The sequence below is a fragment of the Kamptonema formosum PCC 10802 genome (genome assembly GCF_000332335.1).
Lineage (GTDB): Bacteria > Cyanobacteriota > Cyanobacteriia > Cyanobacteriales > Oscillatoriaceae > Oscillatoria.
In genome coordinates, this window is the sequence record NZ_KB235948.1 from 5,671,583 (window position 1) to 5,690,632 (window position 19,050).

A 19,050-nucleotide genomic window follows, 5' to 3' on the forward strand; every position below is an offset into this window, starting at 1 on the left:
CTAGGGTTGATGATTTGGGATGATTGGTTATCATGTAGTAAAGAACTAAATTCTTGCTTCAGTGGCTTGACAGTTTACCCCCTGTACGAGCGGGAATTCAGGTACGATAAAAGGAGCTGTCTGTTCAATGGACTACATTGAGAAGGTGCTGGAAAAACTTAAGGAATGGGCTCGCAAGCTGATTGAGGCGCTGCTAGGGCCGGACGTAGGGCCAGAACCCGAACCCATTCCCATCCCAGTGAACGATCCCAAGCACCGCCGGTAGTCTGTTTCTTTGTGAGGCGCGACTGTTGCGAAACTTAAGTATCCTGGCGCTGCACGGGCCAAATCTCAACCTCCTGGGCCAGCGAGAGCCCGGAGTCTATGGCACTGTGACTTTAGATGAAATCAACCGATTGTTAGAACAGGAGGCCAAGTCCCTAGAGGCCAAAGTTTCAGCCCTGCAGTCGAATCATGAAGGAGCGCTGGTGGATGCTATTCAGGCTGCCTCGGGGCAGCATCACGGCATTTTAATTAATCCGGGTGCCTACACCCATACCAGTGTGGCCATCAGAGATGCGATTGCAGCGGTGGCGATCCCAACTGTAGAGGTTCACCTGAGTAATATCTACCGCAGGGAATCGTTCCGGCACCACTCCTACATTGCGCCGGTGGCGGTCGGGCAAATCAGTGGCTTTGGCCCGGAGAGCTATCGCCTGGGACTGATTGCTCTGGTTAACTATATCAGGCAAACGTAAGCACTCTTGAGTCAATTGAAAAGTCAAAGATTTGCTGGTCTGCCGGCATCAGTCACACTTCAGGAAGGCCAAAGATGCGCTACTCACTCCTGAGCCGGTTTCAAGGGGCCTTGCTGGGGGCAGCAGCGGGCGAAGTTTTGGGTGCCGGCTGTCAGGGCCGGTCGAGAGCCCAGTTGCAGCAGCTCCGGCCTGATGTGGGAGGTCGGGGGTTTGGGCCCGACTCTCCCGGACGGGGCAGTCAGGCCGCAGGCTTGGGGCGTCTGGCGGTAGCTGGCGCTGAAAGCTTGATTCACAGCGGCGTTTTGAATGTCAGCCGCTGGGGTGGCAGTGAGGAGATGTCCCAGGCTAGCCGGACGGGAGGGGCAAGGGCGGCAGCGATTTGCCTGCCCGTTGCTCTGTTTTACCACGAAAATGAAGAAAAACTGCTCTCGCAGCTGCATGGGGCTGCCCTCAGTGTGGGAGCGTCAAGGAAGGCAAGTGAGGGAGTTCTGGCTGTTGGGTGTGCGCTGGCAATGGCGCTCACAGAGAAATTCGACCCTCAAACTCTGATTCGGCAGACGATTGCCTGTCTTGAAGATGCAGGTCTTGTGAGTCCCGCCACAGGGGAGCTGCTTGTGCGGGTTGAGAGTTTGTTGGAGATCCGCGCTGGGTTGGAAATGGCTGTGGAGCAGCTGGGGAGGAGGGAACCGGGCGTTCGCGCCGCCGCTAATGGGGGTGCCGGTGGGAGTTCTCCAGAAAGTGCGTCGGTAGCCCTGGCGCTTTACTGTTTTCTGAGCACCCCAGAAGATATGCGCCTGTCTGTTGTGCGGGCTGTTCGTGCCGGCGTCGAGCCGATTTTGACCGGCATGCTAACCGGGGCGCTGTCAGGAGCCTATAACAGCACTGCCGGCATGCCTGCCGCGTGGCGCTCTGCTCTCAGCTTGCCGGCTGGCACCTCCCCCCTGAAGGAGCTGTGGGGGGTGGCGGGGGCGGCTGAGATTCTCCAGCTGGCAGCGCGCCTGCTTGCAGCTTGGTCTGGCGTTTACCAGCCCGCAGGGGCGGGCATTGAACCGTGCCGGTGGGGAGCTGTGGCCGCTCCCCAGATCATTCGCCCTCGCTAATCGCTTCTCTGCCTGATGGAGTATTGACAAAATCGCCAAAATTTGCTATAGTCTGAGCTTGTTTATTTAGAGATAGTGGGGGATCTCAACAGGCAGGGGGCTGGGTGTTTCGCCAAACGCCAGTTCGAGGGAGGTTTTAGGAAAATCTGCTCTTGGGGGAATGCCGGCAGAAAGCCATGCCCATAAGATATATAGCAGCCCGTCACAAGCGGTATGTTGGGAAAAGGGAGCGAGGTTGCTGTGACTGGTGCGTTTAGAGGCATGGAAAATATGGAAAAACAGACATCTCCCCTGTATAGGGAGCGCGGTAATTTTCCCCTGCTTTCCTCCTCAGTTAAAGTAGGGGTGTGGGATAAACAAGCCCTGAGCAGCAACAGGGTATCTAGCAGGGACTTGAAATGAAGGCGCTTGAGTCATTCACGCGACAAATTGAACAGTTTCGCCTCCGCTATAGCAAGCAGTGGCGAAGAAGGCTTAAGCCTAAGCGCTGGCGGAAAATTTTGGGTCAGGCTAACATCTCAGGCGACGCTGTGCCAGCGCTAGTGCAATCGTTAAAAAGCCTTTTGCCCTCAGGGGCGTGCGGTCGAGTGGGTGGCGGCTCAGGATTGGGCCAAACACTGCCATCGCGCCAAAATTACAGGGCGCACACACCAGGAGCGCTGGTACTGGCAGTAGTTTGCCTGACCGGCACTATGGGCCACCGCTTCTACAACAAGCCGAAACTGGATGTGGGCACTGTGGCTCCCTACACGATCGTGGCTCCTGAGTCGGTGATGGTGGAGGATACCAAAAGCACCGAAGAAAACCGCAAAGCCGCCCGTACCGGTTCGGTTCCCGTACTGGCGATCGATCCGGCAGTCAACCAGCAAATCTACAAAAACCTGCGGCGGGCTCTGGCGGCGGGCAGCGAACTCCGGCAGATGGCGGGACAGCTGCCCTTCACTTCAGATTTGATTTTGTCGCCGCCGGTGCAGCTGTACTTGCGGAAAGCCAGGGAGGCGGACTGGCTCGCTGTGCTAGCCGCAGTTAGGGATCTGCCAGAAAGCAAACGTCCCCTTGCGGACTCCAAGCCGCAAGCCCCTATTGCGCCGTGGAAGGCATCCCTAGAGGCGCTGCGGCTCACCCCCCCCACTCAGGGGGTGAGGGGCGCGATCAAACATATCCGTCCTAGCTTAAATGCCGCTGGGTTGAAAGCCGTTGCGGAACTTCACGCCTACCGGCAATCGGTTTCCCCCGAAAGTTTCTCCGCCCTCCTCGATACTGTGAGCCGAGCGCGGCAGCGTTACTTCCAGGCTGTGGCCGCCCTTTCGCAGCCCCTGGCCCCCGGCCCGATCAAAGCCTACGACTCCTCCCTGTTCGACCTGTCTGAAGCCGCATGGCAGGAGATGCAGCAGAACATCTATCAGGCGGCGGATCGCATTCTCGTTCAAGGCATCTCTCCCGGGCTGCCGGAAGGCATATTAAAGGATACGGTGAGCCTGCAGGTGAGGGTTGGATCGTCCTCTGAAGCGGCTTTCCTGGCTCGCAAGCTGCTGCTTTCCGTCCTGCAGCCGAACTTGCGGGAAGACCCAGAACAAACGCGGCGAAAGGCAGAACGAGTGGCACAAGCCGTGCCGCCGGTTTTCGTCACCATTGAGAGGGGCGAGGTGATTGTCCAAGCGGGTCAGGAGATATCTCAGGCGGATTTTGTGCTGCTCGATTACTTCGGCAAGAGTCAGCGAGAGCCCAACTGGCTGGGGCTGGCCGGCTTTGGCGGGGTCGTCAGCTTGGCAGTCGGTGCGCTTTGGCTGGTGGAAAGGCGATTTCACCCCGGACTGCGCCGGCGCGATCACATCCTGCTGTTGCTGCTCACCCTGAGCGCCCCGCTGCTTCTGGCCTTGCGGGTGCCCTCCACCAGCTTGCCTGCCATTGGCTTGCTAGCCGGCAGTTTCTACGGCTCCGCCGTGGGAGCGACTGTGGCCGGCCTGCTGGCTTGGGTGCTGCCGGTTGGCCTGGAAATTGACGGCATTTCCCTGCTCGCCAGCGCCGCCAGCGCTGCAGTCGGCGGTTTGATATCCGGGAGATTGCGCTCCCGCGAGGAACTGGCTCTCTTGGGCGTCGCAGTGGGATTAACTCAGGGAGGCGTCTACCTGATCTCCACTCTCATTGCCAGTCCCAGTGCTGGCTTGGTCTGGTATGCCCTGCTCAGCACAGCGGCTTTGCAATCTCTCGCCGGCTTGGCGTGGAGTGTTGTGGCCCTCGGACTCAGCCCTTACCTGGAAAACTTGTTTGACCTGGTTACTCCGATTCGTCTCGCTGAACTGGCCAACCCCAACCGGCCCCTTTTGAAGCGGCTCGCCGCTGAAGCCCCCGGCACCTTTCAGCACACCCTGTTTGTTGCCACCCTGGCAGAAGCAGCCGCCCGAGAGCTCGGGTGTAATGTCGAACTCGTGCGGACGGGAACATTATACCACGATATTGGGAAAATGCACGACCCGCTGGGATTTATTGAAAATCAGATGGGCGGGCCCAATAAGCACGACGAGATCAATGACCCCTGGAAGAGTGCGGCGATTATTAAAAAGCACGTCAGTGAGGGGCTGGCGATGGCGCGCAAGTACCGGCTTCCGGGGGCGATTCAAGCATTTATCCCGGAACACCAGGGCACAATGCAAATCGCCTATTTCTATCACCAAGCCCTGCAGCTGGCAAAGGAAAACCCCAGCCTGACAGTGCGGGAGGAGGATTTCCGCTACGATGGCCCAATTCCCCAGTCGCGGGAAACGGGAATTGTGATGCTGGCGGATTCCTGCGAGGCGGCGCTGCGCAGTCTCAAGGATGCGACGCCAGAAGAAGCGCTGAATATGGTGAATAAAATTCTCAGGGCTCGCTGGCAGGACAGCCAGCTGGCTGATTCCGGGCTGACGCGGGAGGACATGTCGAAAATTGCTGAAATTTTCGTGCGGGTTTGGCAGCAGTTCAATCACAAGCGCATTGCCTATCCCAAAGCAGCGCTCAGCCCTCAGCCGGCAACAGTTTAAATCCCAGATTTTAGATCGAATCCAAAAATCCAAAATCCAAAATCCAAAATCCAAAATCCAAAATCCAAAATCCAAAATCCAAAATCATCCCTTCACCCCGCTGCCGGCATCTGTGGGGACTATGTACCTCTGGAGGAGTAAAAAGAACAGCAGCACCGGCGCGATGGAAATTACGGAACCGGCTGCAATTAGACGCCAATCTAGGGAGAAGGTGCCGGCTAGTGTGGCTACGCCTAAGGGCAGGGTGTAATATTCGGGCCGGTCGAGGACGATTAATGGCCAGAGGAAGTCGCTCCAGGAGCCGATAAAGACGAAAATGGCCAGTGTCACGAGTGCCGGTCGGATCGCCGGCAGCATGACGTGCCACCAAATCCCCAGTTCGGTGCAGCCGTCGATGCGGGCGGCTTCTTCCAATTCTTTGGGAACGCCTTGGAAGGCTTGCCGCAGGAGAAAAATGCCAAAGGCGGAGGCGAGTGCGGGGAAAATGATGCCCAGATAGGTGTTTTTCAGACCTAGCTGGACTGTTAAGATGTACAGGGGAATCATCACGATTTGGAAGGGAATCATGATCGTGGAGATGACGCCGGCAAATATCAAGTCTCGCCCCCGAAAGTCAAGCCGCGCCAAGGGGTAGGCGGCTAGGGAGCAAAACAGCAAGTTTATGCTGACGGTGAGGGCGGCAACCACGGTGCTGTTGAATAGGTACTGCCCGAAAGGGTTGGTCTGCCAAACTTTGATATAGTTCTGGAATGTTGGCTGGCTTGGCCACAATTGCGGCGGGAACTGGAAGATGTTTTCTGTTGGGGATTTCAGGGAGGTGCTGATCAGCCAGAGGAGGGGGAGGAGGGCGATCAGGGCGATGCCGGTGAGCAGAACGTACATCCCGAGGGATCTCCACTTGGACTCCTGTTGAGTTTTGGGCTTTGGGTTGGGGGTTTTGGATTGGGTCATCTGGTTTGAATGGGGGCTGGGCCCTTGAGGTCTAACGTCTCAATAGTTTAAGTTTAAACTGTCCTGCCGGCCAGGCCGGTCAATCGGGAATCCCTCTGTCCTCTGTGGGCTAAGTTTGGCCGGCACGGGAAATGTAAATTTTTGTAAAAATGCTTGATTTAAGTTCGGCGCTGCCATAATATAGTAATTGTATTTGTCTGACCTAATTCCTGACAAAGGAGGTGGGTTGGAGCGCGGCGGACAATCGCGATCCACTAAAGGCGTATAAATCGTAAATTCGGTATTATTACGTCAGCCGAAAGGACGGGATCGCCAGTTTCAGCCTGGGTTTTAGAACGACCGGGCTACGTTGGGGAAGTCATGACACCCACAGGTGCGGTGCCAGCTTGTGGCTCTGTCGCTCAGCATTAAAAGGTGTAGTTAGTGGAAGCCAGTGTGTTGATCTTAAAAAGCTTCTCCAACCTTAACGAGGCAAACATTACCCAGCAATGGGCTGACCTGTGAGGGTTTAATTTGCATGAAGGTTTTTGTTTTGGATACAAATCGAAGACCTCTCGATCCGACGACTCCTCGTAGGGCAAGGAAGCTGCTCAAGGGAGGAAAAGCAGCTGTTTTTAGGCTGTATCCCTTTACTGTAATTCTTAAACGGGCTGTTGACAGTGAGCCAGTTCAGCCACTCAGACTGAAAATAGATCCGGGTTCCAAAACCACCGGATTGGCCATTGTTAGCGAAAGGACCGGCGCAGTCGTTTGGGCGGCAGAATTGACGCATCGGGGTTTTCAAATCCGTGAGGCATTAAATAGCCGCAAGGTGAAACGACGCAACCGGCGCTACCGAAAGACTCGCTATCGCGCACGAAGATTCAACAACCGGCTTCGGAAAGCTGGATGGTTGCCCCCAAGCCTTAACAGCAGGGTTGAGAATATTGTTGCCTGGGTGCGCCGGCTGCGGCGTTTTGCGCCAATCAGCGCTATTTCTCAGGAGTTAGTCAGATTTGACACGCAAGTTATCCAAAACCCAGAGATAAGTGGGGTTGAATACCAGCAGGGTGAGTTACAAGGCTGCGAGGTTCGTGAATACTTGCTTGAGAAATGGGGGCGGAAGTGCGCTTACTGTGGGGCCAAAGAGACTCCCCTAGAAGTCGAGCATATTTATCCCAGGAGTAAGGGGGGAAGCAATTGTGTTTCTAACCTCACTTTGGCTTGCCACCCGTGCAACGAGAAAAAGGGAAACCGAGATGTAGCGGATTTTCTGTCGGGCAAACCAGACCTACTGCAGCGCATCCTCTCCGCTGCCAAAGCGCCTTTGAAAGATGCCGCTGCTGTTAACTCAACGAGATGGGCGCTGTATGAAGGTTTGAAAAATACAGGATTGCCGGTTGAAGCAGGTTCGGGGGGACTGACCAAATATAACCGAAAACGCCTTGGCTTACCAAAAACTCACTGGCTTGACGCCGCCTGTGTTGGCGAGTCAACTCCCGAAAATTTGGATGCTAGCAAAATCGAAAAGCCACTGTTAATAAAAGCGACAGGGAGAGGCTGCCGGCAGCGCGTTAACCCAGACAAAAACGGGTTTCTTATTTCCCATAAGTCCAGAGCTAAAACTTATCAGGGATGGGCAACGGGTGATATCGCACGAGCTGACATTCCGAAGGGGAAATACACCGGCATCCACAGAGGGCGGATTGCAATCGGTCAAGACGGCCAGTTCAAAATACAAGTGGCCCACAAGAAGCGATTCAGCGTCAATTACAAGTATTTAACGCCAATTCAAAAAGGGGATGGCTACGGTTATAGCTTCTAGAGAGCCGGGACGGTCTTAAAAATCAGAGTCAATAAACCGGGTTTCTATCCGAACCGAAGAAACCCGGTTTCTAAAATTTATTGACCGGCGCAAAAACTAGGCAACCGGAATGTCAGGAAAATACTCTGTTCTGGCTGGCTGACAGTCGGTGCGCGGGGTTCAGAGGGATGAGATTGGGAAATTGGAGATGTCATTGTTGAGCCATCTGTAAACCGGCTTCTGTGCAAACCCCGAGCAAGGGTTTATCCCAGGAATCAACCGGCAGTTCGGGGAAGCGGGCAAATTCAAACACAATGCCGATGCTTGGTTTTGACGCCCATTCAGGTGAGCTGAGGAGCCGGTCGTAGAAGCCGCCGCCGTAACCCAAGCGATATCCCCGAAAGTCGCAAGCAACAGCCGGCACGAGGATTAAATCTACCTGATTTGGCTGTATGGCGGGGGAGTCGGGCGGGGGTTCAAAAATGCCGTAAGGGCCGGTTTGCAGGGGTTCTCCGGGCTGCCAGCTGTGCCAGAAGAGAGATTTTTCAACACATCGAGGGAACCCCCATTTGCGACTGCCGGCAAACAGGGAGCTGAGGTCGGGTTCTTGGCGGAAGCTGAAATAGGCGAGAATAGTTTGCGCTCGGGTAAAGAGGGGTGAGGATTGCAGGTGATAGCACAGTTGAGCGCTTTTTTCCTGCCATTCGGGTGCCGGTATCGACTGGCGTGTTTTGAGGAGATGCCGGCGCAGTTGTGCTTTTTCCATGTAGCCTACTTGTTTATCTTACTGTAGCCGTTCTAAAGAATTTGTGAGCCCCTCTCTCTTTTCTTCCCTTGGCGCTCTTGGCGTCTACCCTACGGGAAGCCGCTGGCGCGTCTATGGCGGTTTCTCAAAAAAATCCTTTTCACAACTCAAGAACCAACCGCTTTAAAGTTGCGGTGGGGAGAGCTATTTTCGCTCCCTTCTTGTGCCGGTGCGGATGGGAGCATTCCCATACATCTATATAATGCACCGGCGATTGAACAGCAATAGACAGCTCAGCATTGTTCTAATCTCTACCGGCAACACGCAACAATCAAAAAACCCGGCTTGCAAAAGAAACCGGGTTTTTCAGACCGGCTTTTGATTACTCAGCGTGCTGGCGATACCAGTCAATGGTATTCTTCAGCCCCTGCTTGAACTCCATCTGCGCGGTAAAGCCAAACGCCTGCTTCGCCCGTTCCGTATCCAAACACCGGCGCGGCTGTCCGTTCGGCTTGTCGGTTTCCCAGACGAGTTCACCCTCAAATCCCATCAGGGAGCAGATCAGTTCAACCAAATCCTTAATGGTAATTTCATAATGGGTTCCCAAATTCACCGGCTCGGAGTCACTGTAGGATAGAGTAGCCATCACAATTCCCCGCGCCGCATCATCCACATAGAGAAACTCGCGGGAAGGACTGCCATCGCCCCACACCGGCAGCTGCTTGTCTCCCCTCACCTGCGCCTCGTGCACCTTGCGGATTAAGGCAGGGATGACGTGGGAACTGCTGGGGTCAAAATTATCCTCTGGACCGTAGAGATTCACCGGCAGCAAATAGATGCCATTAAACCCGTACTGCTGCCGGTAGGACTGGAGTTGCACCAGCAGAGCTTTTTTGGCTATCCCGTAAGGAGCGTTTGTCTCCTCCGGATAGCCATTCCACAGATCCTCCTCCTTAAAAGGCACCGGCGTAAACTTGGGATAGGCGCAGATTGTCCCGACACAGACGAACTTTTCCACCCCAGCTTCATAGGCGGCGTGAATCAGCTGCGCCCCCATCATCAAATTGTCGTAAAATAGCTCAGCCGGCTTTTCCCGATTCAGGCCAATGCCGCCGACGCGAGCGGCGAGGTGAATCACAACGTCCTGCTGTTGTACTGCACGCTGGCAGTTTTCCATGACGCGCAGGTCGCAGTCTCGCGAGCGCGTCACCGAAATTTTCTCGGGGTCAGCCCCTGCTTGGCACAGCTGAGCGATGACCTGCCGGCCTAAGAAACCGGCCCCACCTGTTACCAGAATCCGCTTGTCTTTTAAATCTAGCGCTGTCATATTTTACCACATCCCCGCCTAAATTCCTCAGCCAATCCGGCGTTGCACACTGGAAGAAGAATTGAAATTTTTTCTGCGATCTCTAAAATCTCCTCAAGCTCCCCCTCCCCGTACACGGGGAGGGGGTTGGGGGGTGGGGTTCTTCATCCCACCAATGTGCAAAGCTGCCAATCCTGTCAGTCAAACCGGCTGCCCGCATCTTGACGGATAAAAGCCACATCCTTCAGCGACGGAATCGAATCCCCGCTGGGAGACTCTAATCCTAGCGCTTCTAAGTCAGCTTTTACCATCAAAGCAACTAACTGCTCAAAAGTGACGCTGGGTTGCCAGCCTAATTTCTCCCGCGCCTTTGTGGAGTCGCCGATTAGCAGGTCAACCTCAGCAGGGCGCAGGTAGCGCGGGTCAAACTCCACATAATCCTGCCAGTTTAAATTGACATATTTGAACGCCACATCGAGAAACTCTCGCACGGAATAAGTTTCGCCGGTGGAGATCACGTAATCGTCGGGCTGCTCTTGCTGGAGCATTAGCCACATCGCCCGCACGTAGTCATTGGCGTAGCCCCAGTCGCGCTTGGAATCCAGGTTGCCCAGGTAGAGTTTTTTCTGTTTGCCGGCGACTATGCGGGCGAGCGCCCGGGTAATCTTGCGGGTGACGAAAGTCTCACCCCTACGTGCACTTTCGTGGTTGAACAGTATTCCATTACACGCAAACAGTCCGTAGGATTCCCGATAGTTAACCGTTTGCCAGTGAGCGTACACCTTGGCGCAGGCGTAGGGGCTGCGCGGATAAAACGGGGTTGTCTCTTTCTGCGGGATCTCCTGCACCAAGCCAAACATTTCAGAGGAGCCGGCTTGGTAGAAGCGCACCTGAATGCCGGTGCGGTGCTGGTAGTCCCGAATCGCTTCCAGCAGGCGCAGGGTGCCCATCCCCACCGTATCTACGGTATATTCCGGTGCGTCAAAACTCACCCGCACGTGGGATTGAGCGCCCAGGTTGTAAATCTCCACCGGCTTGATTTCCTCGAGAATCCGCCGTAGGGTGACGCCATCGGTCAAGTCACCGTAGTGCAGGAACAGTCGGGCACCCTCATTGTGAGGGTCTATATAGATATGGTCAATCCGGTCGGTGTTAAACGTCGAAGTCCGCCGGATAATCCCGTGAACCTCATACCCCTTCTCTAGCAACAGCTCGCTCAAGTAGGAGCCGTCTTGACCTGTAATGCCGGTGATTAGGGCTCGCTTGCGTTCCGTCATCGTGAATATTCCTTATCACTCACTGCAAAGAACAATCCTCAAATTAGATTCTTTTCCCCGATGGACAGTCCGGCGGCTTCTCACCGGCTTCCCGCAGGGGGGGGTTGGAAGCCCCCATCCCCAATTGGGTCAAGCCGGCTGGCCCACGCCGAATCCAGGCTGCAAGATATCTGCCCTCTGGGACTTCAGACCGCTCGCAGAGGATAGCAGTCCCGAGGGTTGGAGGGCAGCGACACCGGCGCAGGCGTCCGGCTGCCAGTGCCAGAGGGGTTGCCCTAACCCGAGCGTCCCTGCCGGTGGCAGCCGGTGAGCAGCCTCAATCCCTACCTTAACTTCAAATCCTCAATCGGGCACTCACCAACCCTGAAATGTTTGTAAAGAATTGAAAACTTTTTCCCAAGCCAGCCACTCCTCGTTCTGAAGTTTCTGAGACTTTCCATATTTCCCCCCGCTTTTTTGGCCGCAGTGACTGCTGCCGAGCGCCTGCTGGCTGACGTTTCATTTTTAGTAGGCTCCATTATTTTTGGGGAAAATCACAACGCGAATTGTTTTCACAATCAGCCACAGATCCATCCAAAAATTCCTGAAGTTTACATAGTAAACGTCCATCTGGACTCGGCGGGGGTAGGGGATGTCGTTGCGTCCAGATACTTGCCACAAGCCTGTAATCCCAGGCTTAATGGTCAGCACCTTATCGATGTGACGCCCGTATTTTGACAGTTCCTCTACCACTAGAGGTCTTGGCCCCACAACGCTCATGTCTCCCTTGAGCACGTTCCAGAATTGGGGAAATTCGTCCAAGCTGGTCAGCCTTAAAAATCGGCCTATCCAGGTTATTCTAGGGTCGTGCTTGAGCTTGAAGTTATCCTCAAATTCTTGCCGCAGGTGCGGGTATCTGGCGATCATATCCTGCAACATTTCGTCGGCGTTTTCGACCATCGTTCTGAATTTGATGCAGCCAAAGGGCCTGCGGTTTTTCCCCACCCGTTCCTGGACATAAAAAATTGGCCCTGGTGAGGCTAGAGCGATCAGCAGAGCCAAGATCAGGTAAACTGGGGAAAACAGGATCACAACGGCTAGCGAAAACACAATATCGAACAACCGCTTGGAGAACTCTCCGTTTAGACCACTCAATGCGAGCCCCTGAAAGGGCCGTTTGACAATCGCCCGAATGACCTTGCCGGAGATGAGTTGGCTTTCGGCAGTCATCTTACTCCTTCAATTCACACCACACACAGTCCTGATTGTAAAGCCTCCAGACGCCCTGTTAGGTGCGGGGCCTTGCAGAGGCTCGGAGATAACAGACACCTTTCTAGCCGGAATTTAGGGAGTGAAATTCCTGGTAGCAGCGCCCCACTGTGGCCAGGTAGCGCTGGGCAAAGATTTCCGGGGCAAACTGCGCGGCGTGCGATCTCACGCTTTCAGGATTGAAAGCGCTCTGCCCGGCCTCGAACGCCCGCACCGCTTCCACTAAGGCTTCTGCGGTTTGGGGGGCAAACAGCAACCCCGTCCCGGAATCGGGGTGCTGCCGGATGTCCCGCACTGTCTCGAGGGCCCCACCGGCAGCGCAGGCAATCACGGGCGTCCCGCAAGCTTGCGCCTCTACCAGCGCGATGCCAAAATCCTCGCAAGCGGCGTAGACAAAGGCTTTCGCTTTGGCCATACACTCCCGCACGACTTCATCTGGCTGCCACCCCAGCACCCGCACGTTCGGTAAGGCCATTTGGCGGAGGAGCGCCAGCTCTGGCCCGCTGCCAATCACCACTAGCTGCAGTCCCAGCTGGTTGAAGGCGCGCACGATTAAGGATACTTTTTTATAGCTCACCAGCCGGCTCACTGTTAAGTAAAAATCTTCTTTCTGTTCCTGAAACTGGAATCGCTCTACATTCACCGGCGGGTAGATCACCTCTGAGTGCCGCCGGTAGCAGCGCCAGATGCGGCGCGCCGTGTGCTGGGAGTTGGCTATAAAATAGTCGGCCCGATTCGCTGAGAGGGCGTCCCACTGCCGCAGCCGGTGCAGCAGATACCGCGTCAGCACTCCCTGAACTCCTCTCCCCGCCGGTGATCTCTCCAGGTAGTCAAATGTCATCTCCCAAGCATAGCGCATGGGAGTGTGGCAGTAGCAGATGTGCACCTGCTGCGGGGAGGCCAGCACTCCTTTGGCGACGGCGTGGGATGATGAGAGGATGACGTCATAGTCCCGCAAATCCAGCTGTTCAATCGCTAGCGGCAGCAAGGGCAGATATTTTTGCACCCCTTTTCGGGCAAAGGGAAACTGTTGCAGAAACGTTGTCCCAATCCGGCGCTTGAACAGGTAGCTGTCGGGATTTGTCGATTCAAAGTCAATCAGCGCATAGACATCGGCGTCGATGTGTTTGAGTATTTCCTGAACAACCAGTTCCGAGCCGCCGGTGGCCTCGGGCGTCAACCATTCATGGACGAGGGCATATTTTAATCGCACAGCAGGCTTCTGTCAACTCAGGATGCTTGCAGCTTCGGGACAGGCAAATCTTTCCCGCCCTTCAATCATGTTCTCAATCTGCTGTTTTGGTCAACACCATCACCAGCGATCTCTGTCTCAACCCGCGCCGCTGCTCAATGCCTCCCCTGTCCCCTCGCTTATTACAAATAAGAAATTTACAACCCACACAGCCGGGGCGGCGGGCTTTTGCCACACTGTCGGTTGCAGAAAAGGGTGAAACCCTTCTAATCCCTAATAATATTGAGCTTCAGCTAAAGGCCACTCGCTCGAAAAGCAACACTAATCAACCGGATTGATGTGGGCCGGCTTTCGGCCACTGCCGGCTCTTTAAAAAAAGATTAAAACACGCCTGAATGCCGGTTCAGGTGTTAAAGTGAAAAAGTATGAATATCTGTTCAGATATCTGGCGGACAGTAAATAAAGGAATCGGAGACAGCCATGAGCACCGTAACCCAAATGAAATGTGCCTGTGAGTCTTGCCTGTGCGTCGTCTCACTCGAAGATGCCGTGCAAAAAGAGGGCAAATACTACTGCGGAGAAGCCTGCGCCAATGGCCACCCTCAGGGGGAAAGCTGCGGCCATCACGGGTGTGAGTGCCACTAAGGTTTGAGTGAGGAATGAAGCGTGAGAGGTGAGGGGTAAAGAGCTCACACTCTCAGCTTCGTCCCGCCCAGAATGGCCAGAAATAGCAAGAACTGGACAACAACGATGCTGGGGCCAGAGGCCAAGTTGAAAAGGCCAGACACCAGCATGCCGGCAATGCTGCTCAGAGCGCCCAGCATCACAGAAATGGCCAGAAAGCCGGCAAACCGGTGGCAGAGCAATTTGGCACTGGCGGCGGGAATCACCAGAAAGGCATTCACCAGAAGGATGCCCACCGCTTTGATGGCTGCAGCAACCGCCAGGGAAAGCAGCACCACAAACACGTACTGGTGCAGCCGCACAGGGATGCCCTGAACTTTGGCCACAGCCGGATTCAGGGTTAACAGGATTTGCTGGCGCAGGGTTGACAGCAAAAAGACAGCGCTCACGGCAAGCAGCAGCAGGATTAAAATCAAATCGCTCCAGTTGATGGCCAGAATATCCCCGAACAGCACCCCCATCAGGTTGCCCTGGTAGCCTGGAATAAAGCTGGTGAGGATGACTCCGATGGCCAAAGCAGCCGACACGGCAATACTGAAGATGCTGTCGCTGGCTAAATCGCTCCGCTCCAGCAGGTACAGTGCGGTGAGCCCGAAAACAAGCGTGAAGGGCAGCAGCGTCCAAGTGGGATTGACGCCCAGGAGAACGCCCAAAGCCACACCGGCTAAGGCGGCGTGCCCGACAGTATGGCTGAAAAAAGACAGCTGCCGCAAGGTGACAAAGGTGCCCAGCAATCCCCCCAGCAGCCCCATGAGTACGCCGCCCAAGATGGCTCGCTGCATGAAGGGAAACTGCAGCAACGTCAGCAAATCTGCGCCACCGGCAACTGCCGGCAAGTAAATCACCAAATCCATCTCCACAATTTCTAATTCGTTGAGAAATCAGGTTTCTCAAGAAACCCGGTTTCTTGATGTCCAACAAGAAACTTCCTTATGCCAGAAATAAGCTGTTAGGCTTTTAATCTGCTTTCTCTGGAAAGGGGGCGTTGCCTCCATAAGCTCCTTATATGCAACAAAAAGTAACGCTGGCAGAGAGCGTATATTGCAAATTTAATGCACGAATTTTCAGGAGTGGGGTGTGCCTCTTTCCCCTAACCCCTAACCCCTAACTTTAGTGGGTGTGCCGGTACCGGCTCAAGGTTGGGCCGTAGGTGGCCAGCAAGTTTTGCGGTGCTAGGGCAATTTCCGGCTTGCCGGTGCAAACAACAGTTTGGTTGAGGCAAATGACGCGATCGCAGTGCCGGCTCACCATATCTAAATCGTGGGAAACTTGCAGCACTGTCCAATTGTGCTCCCGCTTCAACTCGTTGAGCAAAGCGTAAAAATCGGCTTCTCCTTGGGCGTCCACACCGGCAAACGCTTCGTCGAGCACCAGCAGCCGGCGCGGCATCACCAAGCAGTAGGCCAGCAACACCCGCTTCAGCTGGCCACCACTCAGCGTGCCGATCGCTTGGTGGCGCAACTGGTAAGCGCCGACTCGCTGCAAAGCACCGGCAATCGCTGCCGATTTTTCCGGTTCTGGCTGCCAAGGCCATTTGAATTTTGGATTTTCGATTTTGGATTGGGGATTTCTCTGTTTCACCCATCCCAATCCGACTAATTCCCAAACAGAAATAGGGAATGACCGGTCGAAGATAAAATTCTGCGGGACGTAGCCTATCTGGTGGCACAGGGGTCCCAGCCGTTCCAAGGGCCGGCCAAACATTTCAATCCGCCCAGATTTGCGGGGAATTAGCCCCAGAATCGCTTGCGCCAGGGTGCTTTTTCCGGCACCATTTGGGCCAACTACTGCGGTGTCGGTTCCCGCCGGCAATTCAAACGACACCTCCCGAAGGGCGAGATAAGTTCCCTGGTAGGCGGTCAAGTTCTCCACCTTGAGAGTGGGGAGTTGAGAGTTGGGGATTTTGGATTGGGCGTGGGCATGCCAGCCGTTGAGTGAGTCGGAATTCATATCAGTTACCGGCACGCAGATTCAAGAGTTTGCAGATTGGCTTGCATTGCTGTAAAATAATGTTGCGGGTCTAAGGAACCAGATTCCAGGGAATTCAGCGGGTATAGGGTGATCTTCAAGTCTTGCGAGAGAGTTTGCAGCAATTTATTGTCTGTAACCGGCTCTCCCAATAGGGCTTTGACTTGATATTGCTTAACCGTATCTACAGTTTTTCTGACATCCTGAGGTGACAGGCTCGTCTCGGGAATCTTGACAACCGCTACTTGTTTCAGGTTGTAGCGTTTGGCGAGATAGGGAAAGGCATCGTGGAAGGTAATAAAGGTGCAGTTGGGATATTTCTGCAGGCGCTGTTTGAACTGGCTGTCTAGCTGCTCTAGTAGCTGGATGTAGGCGGCGGCATTTGCCTTATAGGTGGCTTGATTTTCGGGGTCGGCTGCAATTAAGCCGTCCCGAATGTTTTCTACCTGCTGTTTGGCTAAGACTGGATCTAGCCAGACGTGGGGATTTCTCCCCGGGTGTTCGTGATGCTGGAGATCGTGGGCTTCTCCTTCGTGTTCGTCTTTGCCTTTCTTTTCACCGGCATTTCCCACCGGCGTTTCCACTGGCGAAATCTCCTCTATAGCTTGAATGCCTCTGCTTGCATCAATTTCCTTGAGCTTGGAATTTCCGGCATTTTTGACAGTAGCTTGCAGGAATTCCTCCAATCCCATGCCATTTTTGACGAGCACGCCAGCGCTGGCGATTGCGCCCACGGCTGCCGGTGTGGCTTGGTACTCGTGGACTTCCGCCCCTGGGGGCACTAAGATTTCCACCTGCGCCCTATCCCCAGTCACCGCCTTGGTGAACCAGTACACCGGCAGGAATGTGGCCACCACTTTCAGCTGTTTTGTCTGGGTAGGGGGATTTTGCACCTCTGTCTTGGGCGTGGGTGTCGGTTGGCTGCAGCCGGCTGCTGACAGCAGCAGCAGCAGCATCATCATGGGCGGGGTATAGCGTATCACAGTTTCTCTCCTTCTGCGGGTCTGGGTGATGCTGGCGGGAAGCACTTTTGAGAATGATGCTAATTCTAATTTTATTGGGTCTGGCTCTGACTCTCCCGGAAATTTGGGAAATTTAATAATGATTCTTATTCGGCTAGGGGCCAGCAGGGGTCTTGCCGGCGAGCGCCACCGCTGTCAGAGGGAATTATTCCGGATAATTAATTTTATAAATAGAGCTTACGTTAAGGTGAGATACGGCTAAGTATAAGATAGTGATTCAAACGTAGAATTGCGTGGCCGGCTGCTTGGCGTCAGAGATCGGCTCGCGGTGGGGCAGACGGGAGCGGTGCCGGTGGGCCTGGACTGCAATCTGGCCAGAGGGCCGGTGAGGGAGAGCCGGTGGGGCTAAAGCCCAACTGCGCAACTTTTGGGCTAAAGCCCAACTGCGCAACTTTTGGGCTAAAGCCTAACTACTTTCTTTGGGCTAAAGCCCAACTGCGCAACTTTTGGGCTAAAGCCCAACTGCGCAACTTTTGGGCTAAAGCCCAACTGCGCAACTTTTGGGCTAAATGCAAATGCGCTGTTTGCACGCAAGCCGGCAATCAGCTACAGAGCAAACTCCCTTTCTAGTCAGTGCGCACCGGCGGTTGCGTCGGGAGTAGTTAGAAACCCGGTTTCTTGAAGGAACCGGGTTTCTTTATGTTTGGGGAAGTGGGGGCGGGGGGTGCCGGTGGCTAACCCCGCCCCTGTTTATTGTAGGGGCGGTTTCGGCAGAAAGATTTGAGACATTCTGAGAAGTGCCGGTCATAATTAGCGGTGATTGTCGGGAAATACTATGATGCAGTTGGTGAATCTGTGATGGGTTAGACATGTTTGCTATTTCCTCGGCAATTAGGTATTTTTTTTGCGATTAGCTAGGTTCCTGGCGATTGGAAATCGCGGCTATACAGACGAAGCCCGCCTTCGCGGGCTAAGAGTGGAGAGAGACTCTCAAAATATGCCAGTTTTTTTCAGTAAAGACGAGGACAGGGGGGAAATCGGTTCCTGGAAAGCTCCCCTCCCCGTGAACGGGGAGGGTGTGGGGTAAGATTTATCTCAATTTATCGCCGCATTTTCTTGACAATAAGGGCTGACTTATGTTAATATTATGCTCAAGTAAAGTATTGAAATTATGGGGATAATTTGAGCTACGATAACACCTGTAAATACCTGGCGGAAAGCTCGCCGGCATCATTTGTCCGCTGGCTCCTAAACATGGAGCCAGAAAGGGTGGAGGTACTGAAGACTGAACTCAGTAGCGAACCCCTGCGGGCGGATTCCCTAGTCCTCCTGCAAGTCTCGGCACAAATTCTCCATCTGGAATTTCAGACTCTGCCTTACTCCAACCCGCCGGTGCCGGTGCGAATGCTGGAGTACAAAAGCAGACTGCTCAAGGAATATCCTGGATATCCCCTGGTGCAGTTCGTTATTTTCCTGAAGTCCACTAACTCTGAGTTAGTGTACGAAAATGAGTATCGCGATAGCAGCACTGTCCACCGCTATCGAGTCATCCGCTTGTGGGAAGAAGATCCAGCCCCACTGCTAGAGGTTCCCGAACTGTTACCGCTGGCGGCGCTAGCCAAAAGTGATGACCCCAACACCCTATTGCGGCAAGTCGCTCAGCGGGTTGCTATCATGGAAGATGTGGGGCTGCGCCAGAATATTATAGCGTCCGCCTCCATCCTCGCGGGGCTGCGATTTGAGGAAACGTTCATTCGGTCAGTATTGAGGGAGGATCTTATGAAAGAGTCAGTCATTTACCAAAGCATTCTGCGCGAAGGGATTGAACAAGGGATTGAACAAGGAATTGAACAAGGGATTGAACGAGGACGCGCCGAGTTGCTAACAGCGAGCCGGCACCTGCTGACGCGCCGGCTGGGGGAGCTGGAACCGCAATTGGAGGAGCGGATCGCGCGGCTATCAATTTCTCAGTTAAGGGATTTGGTGGAAGCTGTGTTGGATTTCTCTAATGTGGCGGATTTAGTCTCTTGGTTGTCGGCGCGTGAAAGTTAACTAAGGAATTGCACCGGCAATTATT

General features: G+C 54.4%; 16 protein-coding genes. 7 read left to right on the forward strand and 9 right to left on the reverse strand.

Annotated features, from left to right (window positions below):
- Nucleotides 1–127: 127 nt before the first annotated feature.
- The 4 genes from OSC10802_RS53265 to OSC10802_RS0124965 all read left to right on the forward strand — a co-directional run bounded on the left by OSC10802_RS53265 (nucleotide 128) and on the right by OSC10802_RS0124965 (nucleotide 4,857).
- Entirely contained in the window at nucleotides 128–265 is a 138-nt protein-coding gene (locus OSC10802_RS53265) for a hypothetical protein (protein WP_017719499.1), read from the forward strand.
- A gap of 25 nt (nucleotides 266–290) precedes the next feature.
- Nucleotides 291–737: a type II 3-dehydroquinate dehydratase gene (gene aroQ / locus OSC10802_RS0124950; RefSeq protein ID WP_017719500.1), complete on the forward strand. Its 447-nt coding sequence runs from the start codon at nucleotides 291–293 to the stop codon at nucleotides 735–737.
- 74 nt (nucleotides 738–811) lie between these two features.
- The gene (locus OSC10802_RS41705; protein ID WP_017719501.1) at nucleotides 812–1,837 is read left to right on the forward strand and encodes an ADP-ribosylglycohydrolase family protein; all 1,026 of its coding nucleotides are present in this window, start codon (nucleotides 812–814) and stop codon (nucleotides 1,835–1,837) included.
- A gap of 398 nt (nucleotides 1,838–2,235) precedes the next feature.
- Nucleotides 2,236–4,857: an HD family phosphohydrolase gene (locus OSC10802_RS0124965; protein ID WP_017719503.1), complete on the forward strand. Its 2,622-nt coding sequence runs from the start codon at nucleotides 2,236–2,238 to the stop codon at nucleotides 4,855–4,857.
- Nucleotides 4,858–4,941: 84 nt separating this feature from the next.
- Here OSC10802_RS0124965 and OSC10802_RS0124970 read toward each other — a convergent pair whose 3' ends face one another.
- A complete protein-coding gene (locus OSC10802_RS0124970) occupies nucleotides 4,942–5,739 on the reverse strand; it encodes a carbohydrate ABC transporter permease (protein WP_369797132.1) in 798 nt (265 codons plus the stop codon).
- 580 nt (nucleotides 5,740–6,319) lie between these two features.
- Here OSC10802_RS0124970 and iscB point away from each other — a divergent pair.
- Complete coding sequence (gene iscB / locus OSC10802_RS0124975; RefSeq protein WP_445727658.1) at nucleotides 6,320–7,612, forward strand: RNA-guided endonuclease IscB; 1,293 nt, start codon at nucleotides 6,320–6,322, stop codon at nucleotides 7,610–7,612.
- 190 nt (nucleotides 7,613–7,802) lie between these two features.
- On the opposite strand, the gene OSC10802_RS0124980 is transcribed toward iscB, so the two are convergent.
- The 5 genes from OSC10802_RS0124980 to OSC10802_RS0125010 form a co-directional block, all read right to left on the reverse strand.
- Nucleotides 7,803–8,357 carry a 5-formyltetrahydrofolate cyclo-ligase gene (locus tag OSC10802_RS0124980; RefSeq protein WP_017719506.1) on the reverse strand — a complete coding sequence of 185 codons (555 nt, stop codon included), beginning with the start codon at nucleotides 8,355–8,357 and terminating at the stop codon, nucleotides 7,803–7,805.
- A gap of 361 nt (nucleotides 8,358–8,718) precedes the next feature.
- Complete coding sequence (locus tag OSC10802_RS0124990) at nucleotides 8,719–9,663, reverse strand: GDP-L-fucose synthase family protein (RefSeq protein WP_017719507.1); 945 nt, start codon at nucleotides 9,661–9,663, stop codon at nucleotides 8,719–8,721.
- A gap of 176 nt (nucleotides 9,664–9,839) precedes the next feature.
- On the reverse strand, nucleotides 9,840–10,919 hold the full coding sequence (gmd, locus tag OSC10802_RS0124995) for a GDP-mannose 4,6-dehydratase (protein ID WP_017719508.1): 1,080 nt from the start codon (nucleotides 10,917–10,919) through the stop codon (nucleotides 9,840–9,842).
- Between the two features lie 504 nt (nucleotides 10,920–11,423).
- Nucleotides 11,424–12,128: an undecaprenyl-phosphate galactose phosphotransferase family protein gene (locus tag OSC10802_RS0125005; RefSeq protein WP_017719510.1), complete on the reverse strand. Its 705-nt coding sequence runs from the start codon at nucleotides 12,126–12,128 to the stop codon at nucleotides 11,424–11,426.
- A gap of 103 nt (nucleotides 12,129–12,231) precedes the next feature.
- On the reverse strand, nucleotides 12,232–13,380 hold the full coding sequence (locus OSC10802_RS0125010; RefSeq protein WP_026098776.1) for a glycosyltransferase: 1,149 nt from the start codon (nucleotides 13,378–13,380) through the stop codon (nucleotides 12,232–12,234).
- Nucleotides 13,381–13,839: 459 nt separating this feature from the next.
- Between OSC10802_RS0125010 and OSC10802_RS46625 the strand changes: the two genes are divergently transcribed.
- The gene (locus OSC10802_RS46625; RefSeq protein ID WP_071593348.1) at nucleotides 13,840–14,004 is read left to right on the forward strand and encodes a metallothionein; all 165 of its coding nucleotides are present in this window, start codon (nucleotides 13,840–13,842) and stop codon (nucleotides 14,002–14,004) included.
- A gap of 44 nt (nucleotides 14,005–14,048) precedes the next feature.
- Here OSC10802_RS46625 and OSC10802_RS0125020 read toward each other — a convergent pair whose 3' ends face one another.
- From OSC10802_RS0125020 to OSC10802_RS0125030, 3 genes are all read right to left on the reverse strand, one after another.
- Nucleotides 14,049–14,897: a metal ABC transporter permease gene (locus OSC10802_RS0125020; protein ID WP_017719512.1), complete on the reverse strand. Its 849-nt coding sequence runs from the start codon at nucleotides 14,895–14,897 to the stop codon at nucleotides 14,049–14,051.
- Nucleotides 14,898–15,153: 256 nt separating this feature from the next.
- Entirely contained in the window at nucleotides 15,154–15,993 is an 840-nt protein-coding gene (locus OSC10802_RS0125025; RefSeq protein ID WP_017719513.1) for a metal ABC transporter ATP-binding protein, read from the reverse strand.
- 5 nt (nucleotides 15,994–15,998) lie between these two features.
- Entirely contained in the window at nucleotides 15,999–16,994 is a 996-nt protein-coding gene (locus tag OSC10802_RS0125030) for a metal ABC transporter solute-binding protein, Zn/Mn family (RefSeq protein WP_232731750.1), read from the reverse strand.
- 1,161 nt (nucleotides 16,995–18,155) lie between these two features.
- Here OSC10802_RS0125030 and OSC10802_RS0125045 point away from each other — a divergent pair.
- A complete protein-coding gene (locus OSC10802_RS0125045) occupies nucleotides 18,156–19,025 on the forward strand; it encodes a DUF4351 domain-containing protein (protein ID WP_026098780.1) in 870 nt (289 codons plus the stop codon).
- Nucleotides 19,026–19,050: the final 25 nt, after the last annotated feature.